Here is a 17,373-nt window from a genome sequence, read left to right on the forward strand (position 1 = left end):
CTGGGCCTGGTCCGGGATGCCGAGGACCCCCGACCGAACCGGTGGGGGTCCTTTCGCCGGCGTATCCCGTGGCCGTCAGCCGACCGGCACCGTCATGGCCCGGATCTCGCTGTACGGCGAGTAGTTCCCGGCCTCGTCGTAGCTGCGGGCCCGGTACTGGTAGGAGCGCCCGTCGGCGGGCAGCGGGTCGCAGACGGTGGCCGTGGCGGTGTCGAGGCGCGGGTCGTAGCCCTGGTGCAGGACGACCGACCAGGTCTCCGTCCCCGTCGCACGGCGCTCGATCTCGAAGCCGACGAAATCGCGGATCGTGGCCGGTGTGGTGTCGCTGGCGGTCGCCCTGATGCCGCTCGCGCAGGAGCCCAGGGCCAGGTCGGGGGCGTAGGCGGGGGCGATGCCGTCGGGGATGGCGAGCCAGAGTTCGTTGGTGGCGCTGGCGTCGAGCCAGGCCGGGTTGTAGGTGGTGGTGCCGCCGTCGTTGGTGACGAGGACGCGGTAGTGGCGGGTCTCACCGTCGGCGGTGACGGGGCCGGTGGTCCAGGTGTTGCCCTTGGTGGTGCCGAGCGGGACCCAGACGTAGGAGCCGTCCACCTTGTCGTTGCTCAGGACCGTGTAGTGGTCGAAGTGCGGCTCGGTGTTGAGGGGCCATTGCAGGCTGACCTTGCCGGTCACCTTGTCGTAGGTGCCGGTCAGGGAGGTGACGACCGGCAGGGGACGGACGATGGTGTCGGTGCTGCCCGACGAGGTGTTGCCGGCCTTGTCCTTGGCGCGGACCTCGTAGTAGTAGGGCGTGCGGTCGTCGGGGTTCACCAGCGGGTCGGTGTGGCTGCGGGCGGTGGTCGTGGTGACCTTCGTCCAGGTGCTGGACCCGACGGGCCGCCGGTACAGGGAGTAACTCGCCAGGTCCATCTCCTTGTTGGCGGACCAGGAGACAGTCGTCTTGCGGGTCGTGGTGTTGTAGGCGGTCTTCACACCGGTGGGGGCGAGTGGCTTCGTCTTGTCGTACGTGGCCGAGGTCCGGGGCGTGTACGTGTACTTGACCTTCGCTGCTCCGGACCAGTTCACGTAGTCGACGCGAAGGGTGTGCTTGCCGGAGGGGACGGTGAGGTTGACGCTCTTGGAGCGGGCGGTGTCACCGGTGCCCTGCCACAGGTCGATCTTGCGGACGCCGTCCAGATAGACGCGGACGCCGTCGGTGGCGGAGACGGTGAAGGTGAAGGGGCCGCCGGAGCCGAAGTCCCGGGTCACCGACCAGCGGACACCGAAGTTGTTCGTCGGCACACCGGAGACCGGGCTGCCCGACCAGCTCTGGTCGACGGCGCTGTCGCAGTCGGTCCTCACCGGGGAGCCGGAGAACGAGGTGTTCTTGTAGAACGTCCGCTTGTAGACGTTGGTCGAGCAGGTGACGTCGGCGGCCGCCGCCTGCGGCGCGGCGGCCAGCAGGCCCCCGAGGACGACGGCGGACAGGGCACCACCGGTCACGGCGGCGAGGAGACTCTTCTGGCGCACGGGGACCTTTCGCGCTGTGCGGGCAAGACGTACAGCGTGGAGACTCGTGACCTGGGAGGAAGGTTGCACGAAGATCGCTGATCTTCGAGCGGCTCGTGAAGCGCGCAGGCGTACGGCCGATCACAGTCCGGGAGGTGCGGGACGTCACAGGCGGAATCCGTATGACGTCCCGGGCCGGGCTACGCACGACGAAGACCCCCGATCCATCCGGACCAGGGGTCTTTTCGCTGGTGGGGCTAACAGGATTTGAACCTGTGGCCTCATCCTTATCAGGGATGCGCTCTAACCAACTGAGCTATAGCCCCGCCGCGCTCTGCGGTGTGTGTCCCGCGCGCTGACTCCTGAAGATTAGCGCACGACATGGGCAGTCCCAAAATCGGTTGTCGGGGGACCGTCAGGGCAGGTTTGAAAGCGCCTCCGCGCGGCAACTGTCACCCGCCCTCGGCCTACCTCCTACCTCACTCGTCCTCCGCGAGTGTCAGCTCGACGCCGCCCACGAAGCCCGCGGAGAGGTTGTAGATGAACGCGCCGAGCGTCGCCAGCGCCGTCGCGAGGACGACGTCGATGACCGCGATGATCGATGTGAACATCAACACGTGCGGCAGCGACAGGAAAGCCTGCAGGTCGAAGCCGTTCGACTCGTTCGAGCCGGTCGCCTCGGAGATCGTGCCGCCGACCGTCGAGAAGACGCCCATCGCGTCCATGACCATCCAGAGCACCGCGGCCGCGACGATCGTGCAGATGCCCAGCGCGATGGAGAGCAGGAAGCTGACCTTCATCACCGACCACGGGTCGGCCTTGGCCACGCGCAGCCGTGCCTTGCGGGTGCGCGGCGTCGTACGCGCCCCGGCCCCCGTGCGGGGCTTGCGCTGCCCGCTCGCCGCAGCGGGCGTCTGGTAGGCCTGCGGAGGGTGGTACGGCCCGGCGTCCTGCTGCGGCTGCCGTTCCCCTGGCAGCGGCGACGCCGCCGGCGCGGAGGTCGGCTGCTGCGCCCCCGTGGGGGCAGGCTGCGGCTGGGGGCCCGCGCCGGCCGCGTACTGCTGGGCCTGCGGACCTCGGGTGTCCGTCACGCTTCCCCCCTGGGATCCAGGTGCGTCGGACGAGGGAGAGTCCTTCGCGGGCGACTTGATCGCTTTGAGCTGGGTCGTGTGGGTGTCCGTCGCACGCGCGGCGGAGCCACGGCCGCCGTCGTCCCTCTCCGTACCGGCAGGAGAACCGGTCGAGGTACCGGACGATCCGGCGCCCGTGGCTCCGCTCACGATGACTCACTCCTCGTGCTACTCGGCCGAGGGTGCCTCACCCTCGTCCGTGCCGGTGGTCGCGGCACCCTCGGCGGTCTCGTCGACGGCCACATCGCCGTCGACCTCCTCCGCCTCGCGCCCCGCCTCGGCGTTACGAGCGATGCCGACCACGGCATCGCGCTTGCCCAGGTTGATCAGTTGGACGCCCATGGTGTCACGGCCCGTCTCCCTGATCTCGTTGACTCGCGTACGAATCACACCGCCGCCCAGCGTGATGGCGAGGATCTCGTCGGTCTCCTCGACCACCAGCGCGCCGACGAGCGATCCGCGGTCCTCCACGATCTTGGCGGCCTTGATACCGAGGCCGCCGCGACCCTGGACGCGGTACTCGTCGACGGCGGTCCGCTTCGCGTACCCGCCGTCGGTGGCAGTGAACACGAACGTACCGGTTCGAACAACATTCATCGAGAGCAGCTCGTCTCCCTCACGGAAGCTCATGCCCTTGACACCTGAGGTGGCGCGGCCCATGGGGCGCAGCGACTCGTCCGTGGCGGTGAACCTGATCGACTGTGCCTTCTTGCTGATCAGGAGCAGGTCATCGTCGGCCGACACGAGTTCGGCTCCGATCAGTTCGTCGTCCGAACCGTCCTCCATCTCACGGAGGTTGATCGCGATGACACCGCCGGAGCGCGGCGAATCGTAATCCTTCAGAGGCGTCTTCTTCACCAGCCCCGCCTTTGTGGCGAGCACGAGGTACGGCGCCGCCTCGTAGTCGCGGATCGCGAGGATCTCGGCGATCGCCTCGTCCGGCTGGAAGGCCAGCAGGTTCGCGACGTGCTGGCCGCGCGCGTCACGGCCGGCGTCGGGGAGCTCGTACGCCTTCGCCCGGTACACCCGGCCCTTGTTCGTGAAGAACAGCAGCCAGTGGTGCGTCGTGGAGACGAAGAAGTGGTCGACGATGTCGTCTTCCTTGAGCTTCGCACCGCGTACGCCCTTGCCGCCGCGCTTCTGCGCCCGGTAGTCGTCCGTCTTGGTGCGCTTGACGTAGCCGCCGCGGGTGACGGTGACCACGATGTCCTCTTCGGCGATGAGGTCCTCGATGGACATGTCGCCGTCGTAGGGGATCAGCTTGGTCTGGCGGTCGTCGCCGTACTTCTCGACGATCGCGGCGAGTTCCTCGCTGACGATGCCGCGCTGGCGGACCGGGGAGGCGAGGATCTCGTTGTACTCGTTGATCTTCGCCTGGAGTTCGTCGTGCTCCTGGACGATCTTCTGGCGCTCCAGGGCGGCGAGCCGGCGCAGCTGCATCTCGAGGATGGCGTTGGCCTGGATCTCGTCGATCTCCAGGAGGCCCATCAGGCCGCTGCGCGCGACGTCGACGGTCTCGCTGCGCCGGATCAGCGCGATGACCTCGTCGATGGCGTCCAGGGCCTTGAGCAGGCCGCGCAGGATGTGCGCGCGCTCCTCGGCCTTGCGCAGCCGGAAGCGCGTACGGCGGACGATGACCTCGATCTGGTGCGCCACCCAGTGGCGGATGAACGCGTCGAGCGAGAGGGTGCGCGGGACGCCGTCGACGAGCGCCAGCATGTTGGCGCCGAAGTTCGTCTGCAGGTCCGTGTGCTTGTAGAGGTTGTTCAGGACCACCTTGGCGACCGCGTCGCGCTTGAGCACGATGACCAGACGCTGACCCGTGCGCGACGACGTCTCGTCGCGGACGTCCGCGATGCCGCCGATCTTGCCGTCCTTGACCAGGTCGGCGATCTTCTGCGCGAGGTTGTCCGGGTTGACCTGGTACGGCAGCTCCGTGACCACCAGGCACTGGCGGTTCTGGATCTCCTCGACCTCCACGACCGCGCGCATGGTGATGGAGCCGCGGCCGGTGCGGTAGGCCTCTTCGATGCCCTTACGGCCCACCACCAGGGCGCCGGTCGGGAAGTCCGGGCCCTTGATGCGCTCCATGAGCGCATCAAGCAGTTCCTCGTGCGAGACCTCGGGGTTCTCCAGGTACCACTGGGCGCCGGCCGCGACCTCGCGCAGGTTGTGCGGCGGGATGCTGGTCGCCATACCGACCGCGATTCCGGCCGAGCCGTTGATCAGCAGGTTCGGGAAGCGGGCCGGCAGGACGGTCGGTTCCTGGGAACGGCCGTCGTAGTTGTCCGTGAAGTCGACGGTCTCCTCGTCGATGTCACGGACCATCTCCATCGCCAGCGGCGCCATCTTGCACTCGGTGTAGCGCATGGCCGCCGCCGGGTCGTTGCCCGGAGAGCCGAAGTTGCCGTTGGAGTCCACCAGCGGCATCCGCAGCGACCACGGCTGGGCGAGGCGCACCAGGGCGTCGTAGATGGAGGAGTCGCCGTGCGGGTGGTAGTTGCCCATGACGTCGCCGACGACACGGGCGCACTTGTAGAAGCCGCGCTCGGGGCGGTAGCCGCCGTCGTACATGGCGTACAGGACGCGGCGGTGGACGGGCTTGAGGCCGTCGCGGACGTCCGGCAGCGCACGCGAGACGATGACGGACATCGCGTAGTCGAGGTACGAGCGCTGCATCTCGGTCTCGAGCCCGACGGGCTCGACACGCAGGGTGATCTCGCCGCCCTCTTCAGGCGTGACGGGAGTGTTCTCGTCGGTCATTGCTGGTGAAGATCCTTCCTGGTGCGGTCAGCTGAGACCGACTCAGATGTCGAGGAAGCGGACGTCCTTGGCGTTGCGCTGGATGAACTGGCGGCGGGCCTCGACGTCCTCGCCCATGAGGACCGAGAACAGGTCGTCGGCCTGGGCGGCGTCGTCGAGGGTGACCTGGCCGAGGACGCGGTGCTCCTGGTCCATCGTCGTCACGCGCAGCTCCTCGGCGTTCATCTCGCCGAGACCCTTGAAGCGCTGGATGGAGTCCTCGCGGACGCGCTTGCCGCGCTGACGGCCCATCTCGATCAGCGCGTCACGCTCACGGTCCGAGTAGGCGTACTCGATGTCGTCCCGGCCCCACTTGATCTTGTACAGCGGGGGACGGGAGAGGTACACGTGCCCGGCCTCGACCAGCGGCCGCATGAAGCGGAACAGGAAGGTCAGCAGCAGGGTGCTGATGTGCTGGCCGTCGACGTCGGCGTCCGCCATCAGGATGATCTTGTGATAGCGGAGCTTCTCGATGTCGAAGTCCTCGTGCACGCCGGTGCCGAAGGCGGAGATCAGCGCCTGGATCTCCTGGTTCTGCAGGATCTTGTCGATCCGCGCCTTCTCGACGTTGAGGATCTTGCCTCGGATCGGGAGGATCGCCTGGTACTGCGGGTTGCGGCCGGACTTGGCCGAGCCGCCGGCGGAGTCACCCTCGACGATGAAGATCTCGCACTTGGTCGGGTCGTTCGACTGGCAGTCGGAGAGCTTGCCCGGCAGGGACGCGGTCTCCAGCAGGCCCTTACGGCGCGTCAGATCACGGGCCTTGCGGGCCGCCACGCGCGCGGTGGCCGCCTGGATGCCCTTGCGGACGATGTCCGCGGCCTCGACCGGGTTGCGGTCCAGCCAGTCGTTGAGGTGCTCGTAGACCGCCTTCTGGACGAAGGTCTTGGCCTCCGTGTTGCCCAGCTTGGTCTTGGTCTGGCCCTCGAACTGCGGCTCGCTCAGCTTCACCGAGATGATCGCGGTCAGACCCTCGCGGATGTCGTCACCCGTGAGGTTGTCGTCCTTCTCGCGCAGCAGCTTCTTGTCACGCGCGTACTTGTTGACCAGGTTGGTCAGCGCCGCGCGGAAGCCCTCTTCGTGCGTACCGCCCTCGTGCGTGTGGATGATGTTGGCGAAGGAGTACACGCCCTCGCTGTAACCGCTGTTCCACTGCATCGCGACTTCGAGGGAGAGGCTCTTGTCCTTGTCCTCGGCCTCGAGGTCGATCACCGTCGGGTGCACCGCGTCTCCCTTGCGGGAGTTGAGGTACTTCACGAAGTCGACGATGCCGCCTTCGTAGTGGTACGTGACGGTCTTGACCTCGGCGGTCTCGTCCGCGCCCGCCTCGTCCGCCCCGGAGGTGGCCTTCGCCGACTCGCGCTCATCAGTGAGTTTGATCGTCAAACCCTTGTTGAGGAACGCCATCTCCTGGAAGCGCCGGGAGAGCGTCTCGAAGGAGTAGTCGGTGGTCTCGAAGATGTCGCCGTCCGCCCAGAAGGTGACCGACGTGCCGGTCTCCTCCGTGGCCTCGTGCTTGGCGAGCGGCGCCGTGGGGACGCCCATCTTGTAGTCCTGCGTCCAGCGGTGGCCGTCGGTCCTGACCTCGACGGCGACCTTCGAGGACAGCGCGTTCACGACGGAGACACCCACGCCGTGCAGACCACCGGAGACCGCGTAGCCGCCGCCGCCGAACTTGCCGCCCGCGTGCAGCACGGTCAGCACGACCTCGAGGGCCGGCTTGTTCTCGGAGGGAACGATGCCCACCGGGATACCGCGGCCGTTGTCGACGACCCGGACACCGCCGTCGGCGAGGATCGTCACGTCGATGGTGTCCGCGTGGCCGGCCAGCGCCTCGTCGACGGAGTTGTCGACGACCTCGTACACGAGGTGGTGCAGTCCTCGCTCGCCGGTCGAACCGATGTACATACCGGGTCGCTTGCGGACCGCGTCCAGACCCTCGAGGACGGTGATGGCACTGGCGTCGTACGAGGCGGTTACCTCGCCGTTCGACGAGGTCGCCTCGGCGTCGGTGGACGGGATGTTCTCGTTGGGGTTGCCGGAATCGGCCACGAAGCGCCCTTTCTGGCACAGCACGAGCCAGGCTCGTCGGCGGGTTGCCGGAGCGGCTGCGGCATGTTGCGTTGGTAAGCCTTGATCAGCGTTGCTCAGCTTTTCCCGGACGGTCCCCACGATTGGGGCGGGATTGGCCTCCAGTCTACCGGTTGCGCCGACAGTGATGGGGGTTTGCCGGTACCTGAGTCCGCATGTGGCGCCCTGAACCCGGCTCGGCCGACTCCCGATATGCGGATGGGGGCTACAAGAGGCTCAGAGAGGCACTCAGCGCTTCCGGCCGTCAACCCTTGGCTACTTCGGAGTCAGGTCGCGATTCGCAACCGCGTGCGGTTGTACGACAAGAAGGTCGCCGGCGGTTCGTCGGGGCCGTCGACGACTGCTGATGTGATGTCGGTCACCTGTGGCAGACGGGGCGTTCGAGGCTGCTGTGACGCCCGTCCGGAAGGTGTGCCTCCGCCCTCACAGCAGGACGACACCACGTCGCCGCCGACCTGTCCGGTCAGCCGTAGGTGTCGCCCGGCCCCGTGCTGCCGGGGGCGCGCAGCGGCCCGTAGCGACGGGCTGGACCGCCGGGACCGTGCACTCTGATCTGCCGTACCGCGCCATGTCCGAGGTCCTCGTTGAGACGCGCGACCAGCGTCGGCGCGAGCAGCCGCAAATTCGTCGCCCAGGCCGTCGAGTCACAGCGCACGACCAGGATCCGCTCGTCCTCGTCGTACTTCTCCGGCACGCAGTGCTTGGCGACGTCCTCGCCGACGATCTGCGGCCAGCGGCCCATCACACCGCCCACCGCGGCCGGCGTCTCCCAACCCCGCTCGGTGATCAAGCGGTTGATGGCGGAGCCGAGCGCCATCGGGTCACGGCCGTCGGCACGCGCGCCGGAGCGCAGCCCACCGCGCCGCGCCTGCTTCTTCTGCCGCGCCGCGTCGCCACGCGCGCGTGCCTGCTCCTTGGCCGCCCGAAGCGCCACGCGCGCGAGGTCGACGCCGGAGGGTTCAGGGGACTTCTCAGGAGCGTTCACGGACGGGTCCTCGGACGGGCTCTCGCTCATACGCGCTCCACCGCCCCCTCGGCCACGGAATACCGCGCCCCCGCCAGCACATGCGGTACGTCGTCGTCGACCGCCGCGGTCACGAGCACCTGCTCACCGGGCGCGACCAGTTCGGCCAGCCGCTCACGGCGCCGGCTGTCCAGCTCGGCGAAGACGTCGTCGAGAACCAGCACCGGCTCATTGCCCTCCGCCCTGAGCAGGTCGTACGACGCCAGGCGCAGCGCCAGCGCGTACGACCAGGACTCGCCGTGCGAGGCGTATCCCTTGGCGGGCAGCTGACCGAGTTTGAGGAGCACGTCGTCTCGATGCGGGCCCACGAGGGTGACGCCGCGCTCGATCTCCTGCTTACGGGCGTCGGCGAGGGCGGCCATCATCTGCTCGAAGAGATCCTCGCGGGTGTGCGCCTCGCCCGGGGCCGACGGCTTGTAGTCCAGGGCGACAGGGCCGCCCCCTGGGGCCAACTGTTCGTACGCCTTGTCGGCCAGCGGCTGGAGCGCCGCGATCAGGTCGAGCCGCTGGGCGAACAACTCGGCGCCCGCGCGCGCCAGGTGCTGGTCCCAGACGTCGAGAGTGGACAGGTCCATCGTGCGGCCACCGTGGCGGCGGGCCAGCGCGGCCGTCTTGAGCAGAGTGTTGCGCTGCCTGAGGACCCGCTCGTAGTCGGAGCGGACGCCCGCCATGCGCGGGGAGCGTGCGGTGATCAGCTCGTCGAGGAAACGGCGCCGCTCCCCGGGGTCGCCCTTGACCAGGGCGAGATCCTCCGGGGCGAACAGTACGGTCCGCACGATGCCGAGCACGTCCCGGGGTCTGACCTGCGAGGACCTGTTGATGCGGGCCCGGTTGGCCTTGCCGGGGTTCAGCTCCAGCTCGACCAGCTGCTGCCGGTCGCCCTGCCGCACCTGCGCCCTGATGATCGCCCGCTCGGCGCCCATGCGGACGAGGGGGGCGTCGGAGGCCACGCGATGGCTGCCGAGGGTGGCGAGATAGCCGATGGCCTCGACGAGGTTCGTCTTGCCCTGGCCGTTGGGGCCGACGAAGGCGGTGACGCCCGGGTCGAGCGGAACTTCGACCCGGGCGTACGAGCGGAAGTCGGCCAGCGACAGATGCGTGACGTGCATGGTCGTTCGCCGACCTCCCCCAATGTGTGCTTCGACTTTCCCCAGTTGTGGACAACCGGGTCACTCCCGAGGGTGCCAGGGTGCCATCCCCAGGGTGTGGACTACTTCTTCTCGTTTCCGACGGTCGCTTCTCGACGCCGGCCTCCGCCGGTTACTTCTTCTCGACCGCGTGGCCACCGAACTGGTTCCGCAGCGCCGCGATCATCTTCATCTGCGGCGAGTCCTCCTGGCGGGAGGAGAACCGCGCGAACAGCGAGGCGGTGATCGCCGGCAGCGGCACCGCGTGGTCGATGGCGGCTTCCACAGTCCAGCGTCCCTCGCCGGAGTCCTGTGCATAACCCCTGAGCTTGTCCAGGTGCTCGTCCTCGTCGAGGGCGTTCACCGCGAGGTCCAGCAGCCAGGAACGGATCACCGTGCCCTCCTGCCAGGAGCGGAAGACCTCCCGGACGTCGGTCACGGAGTCGACCTTCTCCAGCAGCTCCCAGCCCTCGGCGTAGGCCTGCATCATCGCGTACTCGATGCCGTTGTGGACCATCTTCGCGAAGTGCCCCGCGCCGACCTTGCCGGCGTGCACCGAGCCGAAGTCGCCCTCCGGCTTGAGGGCGTCGAAGATCGGCTGCACCTTGGCCACGTTCTCCGCGTCGCCGCCGTACATCAGCGCGTAGCCGTTCTCCAGGCCCCAGACGCCACCGGAGACACCGCAGTCGACGAAGCCGATGCCCTTGGCCGCGAGCTCCTCGGCGTGCTTCTCGTCGTCCGTCCAGCGGGAGTTGCCGCCGTCCACCACGACGTCACCGGGCTCCAGCAGCTCGGCGAGCTCGTCGATGGTCGACTGGGTCGGGGCACCGGCCGGGACCATCACCCAGACCACACGCGGGCCCGAAAGCTTGCCCACAAGATCTTCCAGGCTGTGGACATCCGCGAGGTCCGGGTTGCGGTCGTATCCGACGACGGTGTGGCCCGCGCGGCGGATCCGCTCGCGCATGTTGCCGCCCATCTTGCCGAGGCCGACGAGACCGAGCTCCATCAGTTGTGTTCCTTAGGTTGCTGTGGCGTGTGAGGCACCTTCGTACCCACGTACGAGCCTAAACCCGGACGTCCGCGCACAACTGTGGGCATACACGCTCATACGTACATCCCCACCTGCGGTTTCCCCACAGGCCGGGGCGGTTTCTCCCCAGCCTGTGGACACCTCACGGTGAACTCCGGCCGCTCAGCCGCTCAGCCGCTCAGGCGCACCGGCATGATCAGGTACTTGTAGGCCTCGTCCGCCTCCGCGTCCACCGCCGGCTTGCCGCTCAGCAGCGCCGGCTTCGTGGACGTCGTGAAGGACAGCTGGGCCACCGGGGAGTCGATGGCGCTCAGGCCGTCCAGCAGGAACGTCGGGTTGAAGGCGATCGAGATGTCGTCGCCCTCCAGCTGGGCGTCGACCCTTTCCACAGCCTGTGCGTCGTCGCTGGAGCCTGCCTCCAGGATCAGCACGCCCTGCTCGAAGCTGAGCCGCACCGGGGTGTTGCGCTCGGCGACCAGGGCCACACGCTTGACGGCCTCCACGAAGGGGGCGGTCTCGATGACCGCGACGCTGTTGAACTCCGTCGGGAACAGCGTGCGGTACTTCGGCAGGTCGCCCTCCAGCAGCCGGGTCGTCGTACGGCGGCCCGCGCCCTCGAAACCGATCAGACCCTCGCCCGCACCCGAGCCGGACAGCGCCAGGGTGACGCTGTCGCCGCTGGTCAGCGCCTTGGCAGTGTCCAGGAGCGTCTTGGCGGGGACCAGGGCGACCGCGGACGCCTCCGGGTTCTCCGGCTTCCACAGGAACTCACGGACCGCGAAGCGGTAGCGGTCGGTGGACGCCAGCGTCACCGTGTCGCCCTCGATCTCGATACGCACACCGGTCAGAACGGGCAGCGTGTCGTCACGGCCGGCGGCGATGGCCACCTGGGCCGCCGCGGACGCGAAGACCTCCCCGGGGACGGTGCCGGTGGCGTTCGGCATCTGCGGCAGCGACGGGTACTCCTCCACGGGCAGGGTGTGGAGTGTGAACCGCGAGGAGCCGCAGACCACGGTCGCCCGTACACCGTCTGTGGAAATCTCCACCGGCCGGTTGGGCAGAGCGCGGCAGATGTCCGCGAGCAGGCGGCCGGAGACCAGGACCGTGCCCTCCTCCTCGACCTCGGTCTCCACGGACACACGCGCGGAGACCTCGTAGTCGAAGCTGGACAGGCTCAGCTGACCGTCCTCGGCCTTGAGAAGGAGGCCGGCGAGGACAGGCGCCGGCGGACGGGCCGGGAGGCTGCGCGCCGCCCAGGCCACGGCCTCCGCGAGTACGTCGCGTTCCACCCGGATCTTCACTGTTGCCGCCTCCTGCTGTTGCCGGCGCTTCTCGGCCTGCCTGGCTTCGTCGTCTGTCTCGGTGTCGTCGGCCCCAGTGCGGGGAAGGACACCGGGAACAGTCTGACGCACCCCACTGACAGTAGGTGCCTCTCGGGGTCAAGTCGTGACGAGGGGCAGCCGGGAGCCGGACAGCGAGTTGTGCACAGGACCCCCTTCGAAACGAATTCCCCGCTCTCTCTAGTCGGGAGTAGTAGTAGGGCCTGTGGATACCGTGGATAACCACGTTTTCCCAGGTCAGGGCGGAGATTTTATCCACGGGGCCTGTGGGCGGGGGCGGTGGACAACTGAGTGTCTCTGTGGAGAACAGAAAGTTCTGCACACCCCATGCACAGCCTGAGCCGACTTCTCCCCAGTGCCGTCCCCAGCTTTACCCACCTTTCCCACAGGGCAACCCGGCACCTTCGTGTGACGCCTTTCACTCGGCACGGTGAGCAGGCGCGTCGGGTTGCCGAACAGTGGACAGCCATGTGGAGAAGCTGGGGATCACTGGGGACAACTGGCTCCCGCCTGTGGGTTGTCGGTGGACAACTCGATGCACAGGCTGTGGATCTTCTCGTTGTCCACAGTCTGTGGAGATCGTTCGTCCACCGATCCACAAGTGGTTGACCTGGTCTGATCGTCTTTCAACAGGCGGCTCTGTGGACACAGTCTGGACAACTTCCCAGTCCCCAGGATGTGGACGGCAGAAAGTCACCGAATCTGTGGAGAGCGGCCGTAACCCGGCAGGTAATCGAACACCGGGTGTCCGTACGTGCGGGTCGGGCATGACGAAGGGCGCCCCTGGGATCTCGTCCCGGGGGCGCCCTCAGTGACGTACGCCGACGCACGCCGACGCACGACGGTGGCCGTCAGCCGTTCTTGATGCGGTTCGTGAGCTCGGTGACCTGGTTGTAGATCGAGCGGCGCTCGGCCATCAGATTGCGGATCTTGCGATCGGCGTGCATCACCGTGGTGTGGTCACGCCCGCCGAACAGCGCGCCGATCTTCGGCAGCGAGAGGTCGGTCAGCTCACGGCACAGGTACATGGCGATCTGCCGGGCGGTCACCAGGGCGCGCCCGCGCGAGGTGCCGCACAGGTCCTCGACCGTGAGCCCGAAGTAGTCGGCGGTCGCGCTCATGATGGCCGTCGACGTGATCTCCGGAGCCGAGTCCTCGCCGCCGGGGATCAGGTCCTTCAGAACGATCTCGGTGAGGCCCAGGTCCACCGGCTGCCGGTTGAGCGAGGCGAACGCCGTCACCCGGATCAGCGCGCCCTCCAGCTCGCGGATGTTGCGCGAGATGCGGGAGGCGATGAACTCCAGTACCTCCGGCGGGGCGTTGAGCTGTTCCTGCACCGCCTTCTTGCGAAGGATGGCGATGCGCGTCTCCAGCTCGGGCGGCTGGACGTCGGTGATCAGACCCCATTCGAAACGGTTCCGCAGCCGGTCCTCCAGCGTGACCAGCTGCTTCGGCGGCCGGTCGGAGGACAGCACGATCTGCTTGTTGGCGTTGTGGAGCGTGTTGAAGGTGTGGAAGAACTCCTCCTGCGTCGACTCCTTGTCCGCCAGGAACTGGATGTCGTCGACCAGCAGGATGTCCATCTCGCGGTAGCGCTTGCGGAAACTGTCGCCCTTGCCGTCGCGGATGGAGTTGATGAACTCGTTGGTGAACTCCTCCGAGCTCACGTACCGCACGCGCGTGCCCGGGTAGAGGCTGCGCGCGTAGTGCCCGATCGCGTGCAGCAGGTGCGTCTTGCCGAGCCCCGACTCCCCGTAGATGAAGAGGGGGTTGTACGCCTTCGCCGGCGCCTCGGCGACGGCGACCGCGGCCGCGTGCGCGAAGCGGTTGGAGGCGCCGATGACGAACGTGTCGAAGAGGTACTTCGGGTTCAGGCGCGCGGTCGGTTCGCCGGGTCCTGAGGCAGGCGCGGGCTGTGCGGCCAGTGGGCCGGGGGCGCCGGTGGTCGGCAGGTTCGCGCCGACGGGGCCGCCGCGGTGCACATGGCCGGAGCCGGAGGGCGGCTCGGGCAGGTCGCGGCGGCCGTCACGGTCGTAGTCGGAGCGCGGCTTGTCGTAATCGGGCCGCTGCTGCTGCTCGTAGTCGGCACGGTGCTGCTCGTAGTCGGAGCGGTGCTGTTCGTACTCAGGACGATGCTGCTCGTAGTCCGGGCGGTGGCCGTCGTACGACGGGCGCTCCATCGGCTGAGGGCGGTAGTCCTGGGAGGGCGGGCCGTAGGAGTCCTGGGCGTAGGAGTCCTGTGACGGCGATGCGTACGGGTCCCGCTCGGGGAAGCCGAGCCGTTGCTGCTGCCAGCCGTACTCGTCCTGTGTCGGGCGCGGCCAGCTGCCGGGGGTGTGTTCGGGGCGCTGGTACTCGCTCGGGTAGGCCGGGCGGGCGGTGGGCAGCGGGTCGCCGGAGGTGCCGGGCCGGGAATCGTCGGCGCGGTGGCGGCCGTAGCCCTCGTACGAGGGCAGCTCGGGCTCTTCGTAGCGCGGCTGGGGCGGGGCGGGGGGTGCCGGCGGGGCCTGGGGTTCGCCGGCGGAGTCGTCGACGGTGATCGCGATGCGGATCGGTCGGCCGCACTCGCGGCTCAGGGTGTCGCTGACGATCGGGGCCAGGCGGCCCTCCAGTACGCCCTTCGCGAACTCGTTGGGTACGGCGAGCAGGGCGGTGTCGGCGACCAGCGCGAGTGGCTGGCAGCGCCGGATCCAGTGTTCGTCCTTCGCCTCGACACCCTGTCCCCGGCCCTCGCCGAGGAGCTGCTCCAGTACTCGTGGCCACACTGCGGCAAGATCGGCAGGTACGTCAGCCACAGGGCACGCTCTCTCACGGGTCCCACGAACGTGTGATGGTGGGACGGGTCGGGATTTCAAATCGGGTGGAGCAAGAATCAAGGGGACAAGGGAACGAATCAGAGTTCAGCCACGGTAGTCAGGGCGGCGGGTGCGGTTCAAGTTGTTGTCCCCAGCCTGTGGATAGTGTCTCTCCGTGACCCCTGGTTTGACCGGATGGCGTAGCCGCGCGTACCGTAACCAGGTCGAGTTGTCGATGGCTGCTGCCGCCTGCCTCCGATGGGCACAGATCGCCTCGGGTGATCGGGAAGCGGTGCACTCGGGCGTAACGCGAGCTACTCGTGGGCGCACGGTGACAGCCAGGACGGCACCCCGCAACCACCGATTTATTTCTGGAGCCCCCGAGTGAGCAAGCGCACCTTCCAGCCGAACAACCGTCGTCGCGCGAAGACCCACGGCTTCCGGCTGCGTATGCGCACCCGTGCCGGCCGCGCGATTCTCGCGTCCCGCCGTAGCAAGGGTCGCGCCCGTCTGTCCGCCTGATCTCGGTCAGGTCATGACGTCGTGCTGCCCACCGACAACCGGCTGAGGCGGCGCGAGGACTTCGCGACCGCGGTACGACGAGGACGTCGAGCAGGACGTCAGCACCTCGTCGTCCACCTTCGTAGCGGTGCCACGGACCCGCACGCGCCTGGGGAGAGCGCTCCCCCGACGCGTGCGGGTTTCGTCGTGAGCAAGGCTGTGGGTGGCGCGGTGGTCCGCAACAAAGTGAAGCGCAGGCTTCGCCATCTGATGCGCGACCGAGTCGACCAGCTGCCCCCCGGTAGCCTGGTAGTCGTACGAGCGCTGCCCGGTGCGGGCGACGCCGACCATGCACAGCTGGCCCGAGACCTGGATGCCGCTCTGCAGCGGCTGCTGGGAGGGGGCGCGCGATGAAGTACCCATTGCTGGCTCTGATCAAGCTGTACCAGTGGACGATCAGTCCGCTGCTCGGGCCGGTGTGCAAGTACTACCCGTCGTGCTCCCACTACGGCTATACGGCCATCGACCGGCACGGTGCGATCAAGGGCACGGCGCTCACCGCCTGGCGCATCCTGCGGTGCAATCCGTGGTCGCTGGGTGGCGTGGACCATGTCCCGCCGCGCAAGCGCCCGCGGTGGCACGAGATGCTGCGCAATGCGTTGCGCGCACGCAAGGGCGGGCCCTCCGCCGCCGAAACGGCCACCGAGGAGAATGTTCCTTCGAGCCCGGCCGCAGAGACCCCGTCCCATGCCCAAGGAGCATGATTAGTGGACACGATTGCCAGCCTCTTCAGCTTCATCACGACACCCGTTTCCTGGGTCATCGTCCAGTTCCACAAGGTGTACGGCGCCCTCTTCGGTGACGACTCCGGGTGGGCCTGGGGCCTGTCCATCGTGTCTCTGGTGATTCTGATCCGTATCTGCCTGATCCCGCTCTTCGTGAAGCAGATCAAGGCGACCCGGGCCATGCAGACGCTGCAGCCCGAGATGAAGAAGATCCAGGAGCGCTACAAGAACGACAAGCAGCGTCAGTCCGAAGAGATGATGAAGCTGTACAAGGAGACGGGCACCAACCCGCTCTCCTCGTGCCTTCCCATCTTGGCGCAGTCGCCGTTCTTCTTTGCCCTGTATCACGTGCTCAACAGCATCGCGACCGGCAAGACGATCGGTGTCATCGACGAGCAGCTCCTGGGGAGCGCCCGTCAGGCGCACATCTTCGGGGCCCCTCTCGCCGCGAAGTTCACGGACAGCTCCAGCAAGGTCGCCGAACTCGGAGCCTCTCTCACCGATGTCCGCGTCATCACCGCGGTCATGATCGTCCTGATGTCGGCGTCGCAGTTCTACACGCAGCGCCAGCTGATGACGAAGAACGTCGACACCACGGTGAAGACGCCGTTCATGCAGCAGCAGAAGATGCTGATGTACATCTTCCCGATCATGTTCGCCGTCTTCGGTATCAACTTCCCGGTCGGTGTCCTCGTCTACTGGCTGACCACCAACGTGTGGACCATGGGTCAGCAGATGTACGTCATCCACAACAACCCCACCCCGGGTTCCAAGGCCCAGGCCGCGTACCTGGAGCGTCTCACCAAGCACGTCACGCACCACGGCAAGGCCCGGCGTCGCAGCGAGCGCGCGATCGTCAAGGCGATCGTCGCCAAGGGCCGTGACCGCAACGAGTACGAGCGCAAGTTCATCAACGGCCTGACCAAGGCGGGTCTGGCGGCGCAGGCCGACGGCAGCGTGGTGAAGAGTGAGGGCACTGTCGCCACGGTGACCGAGGACGGTACGCCGGCCACCGCCGGTACGCCCAAGCGTCAGCAGCCGAAGCGGCAGAGCAAGTCCCAGCGTCAGTCCGGCGGTCCGAAGCAGGCTGGTGAGCCGACGTCGCTGAAGAAGTCCGACGAGCCCGAGGACGCCAAGCCCGGAGCGGCCAAGAAGGCCCCACAGAAGCCCGGCGGCGGCACCCGCAGCAAGGCCCAGTCCGGGCAGCGCAAGGGCGGTCCGCAGCGCCCCAAGTCCCCGTCCAAGAAGTAAGAAGGAGCC

The 17,373-nt window shown here is 67.8% G+C and carries 13 protein-coding genes and 1 tRNA gene; 4 read left to right on the top strand and 10 right to left on the bottom strand.

All coding sequences use genetic code 11. The features are described from left to right. Window positions 1-75 precede the first annotated feature (75 nt). From ABZ078_RS27785 to dnaA, 10 genes are all read right to left on the bottom strand, one after another. Window positions 76-1,506: a PA14 domain-containing protein gene (locus ABZ078_RS27785; protein WP_356579584.1), complete on the bottom strand. Its 1,431-nt coding sequence runs from the start codon at window positions 1,504-1,506 to the stop codon at window positions 76-78. A 228-nt stretch (window positions 1,507-1,734) separates the two neighbouring features. After that, window positions 1,735-1,811, bottom strand: a tRNA-Ile gene (locus tag ABZ078_RS27790). A 153-nt stretch (window positions 1,812-1,964) separates the two neighbouring features. Then, complete coding sequence (locus tag ABZ078_RS27795) at window positions 1,965-2,765, bottom strand: DUF3566 domain-containing protein (RefSeq protein WP_356579586.1); 801 nt, start codon at window positions 2,763-2,765, stop codon at window positions 1,965-1,967. An 18-nt stretch (window positions 2,766-2,783) separates the two neighbouring features. Then, window positions 2,784-5,378, bottom strand: a complete 2,595-nt coding sequence (gyrA, locus tag ABZ078_RS27800) for a DNA gyrase subunit A (RefSeq protein ID WP_356579588.1) — start codon at window positions 5,376-5,378, stop codon at window positions 2,784-2,786. 42 nt (window positions 5,379-5,420) lie between these two features. Next, window positions 5,421-7,493: a DNA topoisomerase (ATP-hydrolyzing) subunit B gene (gene gyrB / locus ABZ078_RS27805; protein WP_356579590.1), complete on the bottom strand. Its 2,073-nt coding sequence runs from the start codon at window positions 7,491-7,493 to the stop codon at window positions 5,421-5,423. A gap of 478 nt (window positions 7,494-7,971) precedes the next feature. Beyond that, window positions 7,972-8,523: a DciA family protein gene (locus ABZ078_RS27810; protein WP_356579592.1), complete on the bottom strand. Its 552-nt coding sequence runs from the start codon at window positions 8,521-8,523 to the stop codon at window positions 7,972-7,974. Beyond that, window positions 8,520-9,641, bottom strand: coding sequence for a DNA replication/repair protein RecF (gene recF, locus ABZ078_RS27815; RefSeq protein ID WP_356579594.1), 1,122 nt, complete (start codon window positions 9,639-9,641; stop codon window positions 8,520-8,522). Before recF ends, ABZ078_RS27810 begins: the two co-directional genes overlap by 4 nt. A gap of 151 nt (window positions 9,642-9,792) precedes the next feature. Next, window positions 9,793-10,668, bottom strand: a complete 876-nt coding sequence (gene gnd, locus ABZ078_RS27820; protein WP_356579596.1) for a phosphogluconate dehydrogenase (NAD(+)-dependent, decarboxylating) — start codon at window positions 10,666-10,668, stop codon at window positions 9,793-9,795. Between the two features lie 194 nt (window positions 10,669-10,862). Next, entirely contained in the window at window positions 10,863-11,993 is a 1,131-nt protein-coding gene (gene dnaN, locus ABZ078_RS27825; RefSeq protein ID WP_356579657.1) for a DNA polymerase III subunit beta, read from the bottom strand. A gap of 890 nt (window positions 11,994-12,883) precedes the next feature. Further along, window positions 12,884-14,827: a chromosomal replication initiator protein DnaA gene (gene dnaA, locus ABZ078_RS27830; RefSeq protein ID WP_356579598.1), complete on the bottom strand. Its 1,944-nt coding sequence runs from the start codon at window positions 14,825-14,827 to the stop codon at window positions 12,884-12,886. Between the two features lie 384 nt (window positions 14,828-15,211). On the opposite strand from dnaA, the gene rpmH reads away from it, so the two are divergent. From rpmH to yidC, 4 genes are read left to right on the top strand one after another with little or no spacing between them, the layout of a single operon-like run. Further along, window positions 15,212-15,349 (top strand): 50S ribosomal protein L34, encoded by a 138-nt coding sequence (rpmH, locus tag ABZ078_RS27835; RefSeq protein WP_003956500.1) that lies wholly within the window; start codon window positions 15,212-15,214, stop codon window positions 15,347-15,349. 21 nt (window positions 15,350-15,370) lie between these two features. Continuing rightward, window positions 15,371-15,742 (top strand): ribonuclease P protein component, encoded by a 372-nt coding sequence (rnpA, locus tag ABZ078_RS27840; RefSeq protein ID WP_356579600.1) that lies wholly within the window; start codon window positions 15,371-15,373, stop codon window positions 15,740-15,742. Further along, window positions 15,739-16,092, top strand: coding sequence for a membrane protein insertion efficiency factor YidD (gene yidD / locus ABZ078_RS27845; RefSeq protein ID WP_356579602.1), 354 nt, complete (start codon window positions 15,739-15,741; stop codon window positions 16,090-16,092). The genes rnpA and yidD overlap by 4 nt, the downstream gene beginning before the upstream one ends. A gap of 3 nt (window positions 16,093-16,095) precedes the next feature. After that, entirely contained in the window at window positions 16,096-17,364 is a 1,269-nt protein-coding gene (gene yidC / locus ABZ078_RS27850) for a membrane protein insertase YidC (protein WP_356579604.1), read from the top strand. Window positions 17,365-17,373: the final 9 nt, after the last annotated feature.

It is taken from the genome of Streptomyces sp. NPDC006385, from assembly GCF_040612485.1.
Classification (GTDB): domain Bacteria; phylum Actinomycetota; class Actinomycetes; order Streptomycetales; family Streptomycetaceae; genus Streptomyces.

Excerpts from the sequence above, each read along its gene's own strand:
- gyrA (WP_356579588.1), bottom strand. The coding sequence starts at position 5,378 with ATGACCGACGAGAACACTCCCGTCACGCCTGAAGAGGGCGGCGAGATC.
- ABZ078_RS27810 (WP_356579592.1), bottom strand. The coding sequence starts at position 8,523 with ATGAGCGAGAGCCCGTCCGAGGACCCGTCCGTGAACGCTCCTGAGAAG.
- recF (WP_356579594.1), bottom strand. The coding sequence starts at position 9,641 with ATGCACGTCACGCATCTGTCGCTGGCCGACTTCCGCTCGTACGCCCGG.
- gnd (WP_356579596.1), bottom strand. The coding sequence starts at position 10,668 with ATGGAGCTCGGTCTCGTCGGCCTCGGCAAGATGGGCGGCAACATGCGC.
- yidD (WP_356579602.1), top strand. The coding sequence starts at position 15,739 with ATGAAGTACCCATTGCTGGCTCTGATCAAGCTGTACCAGTGGACGATC.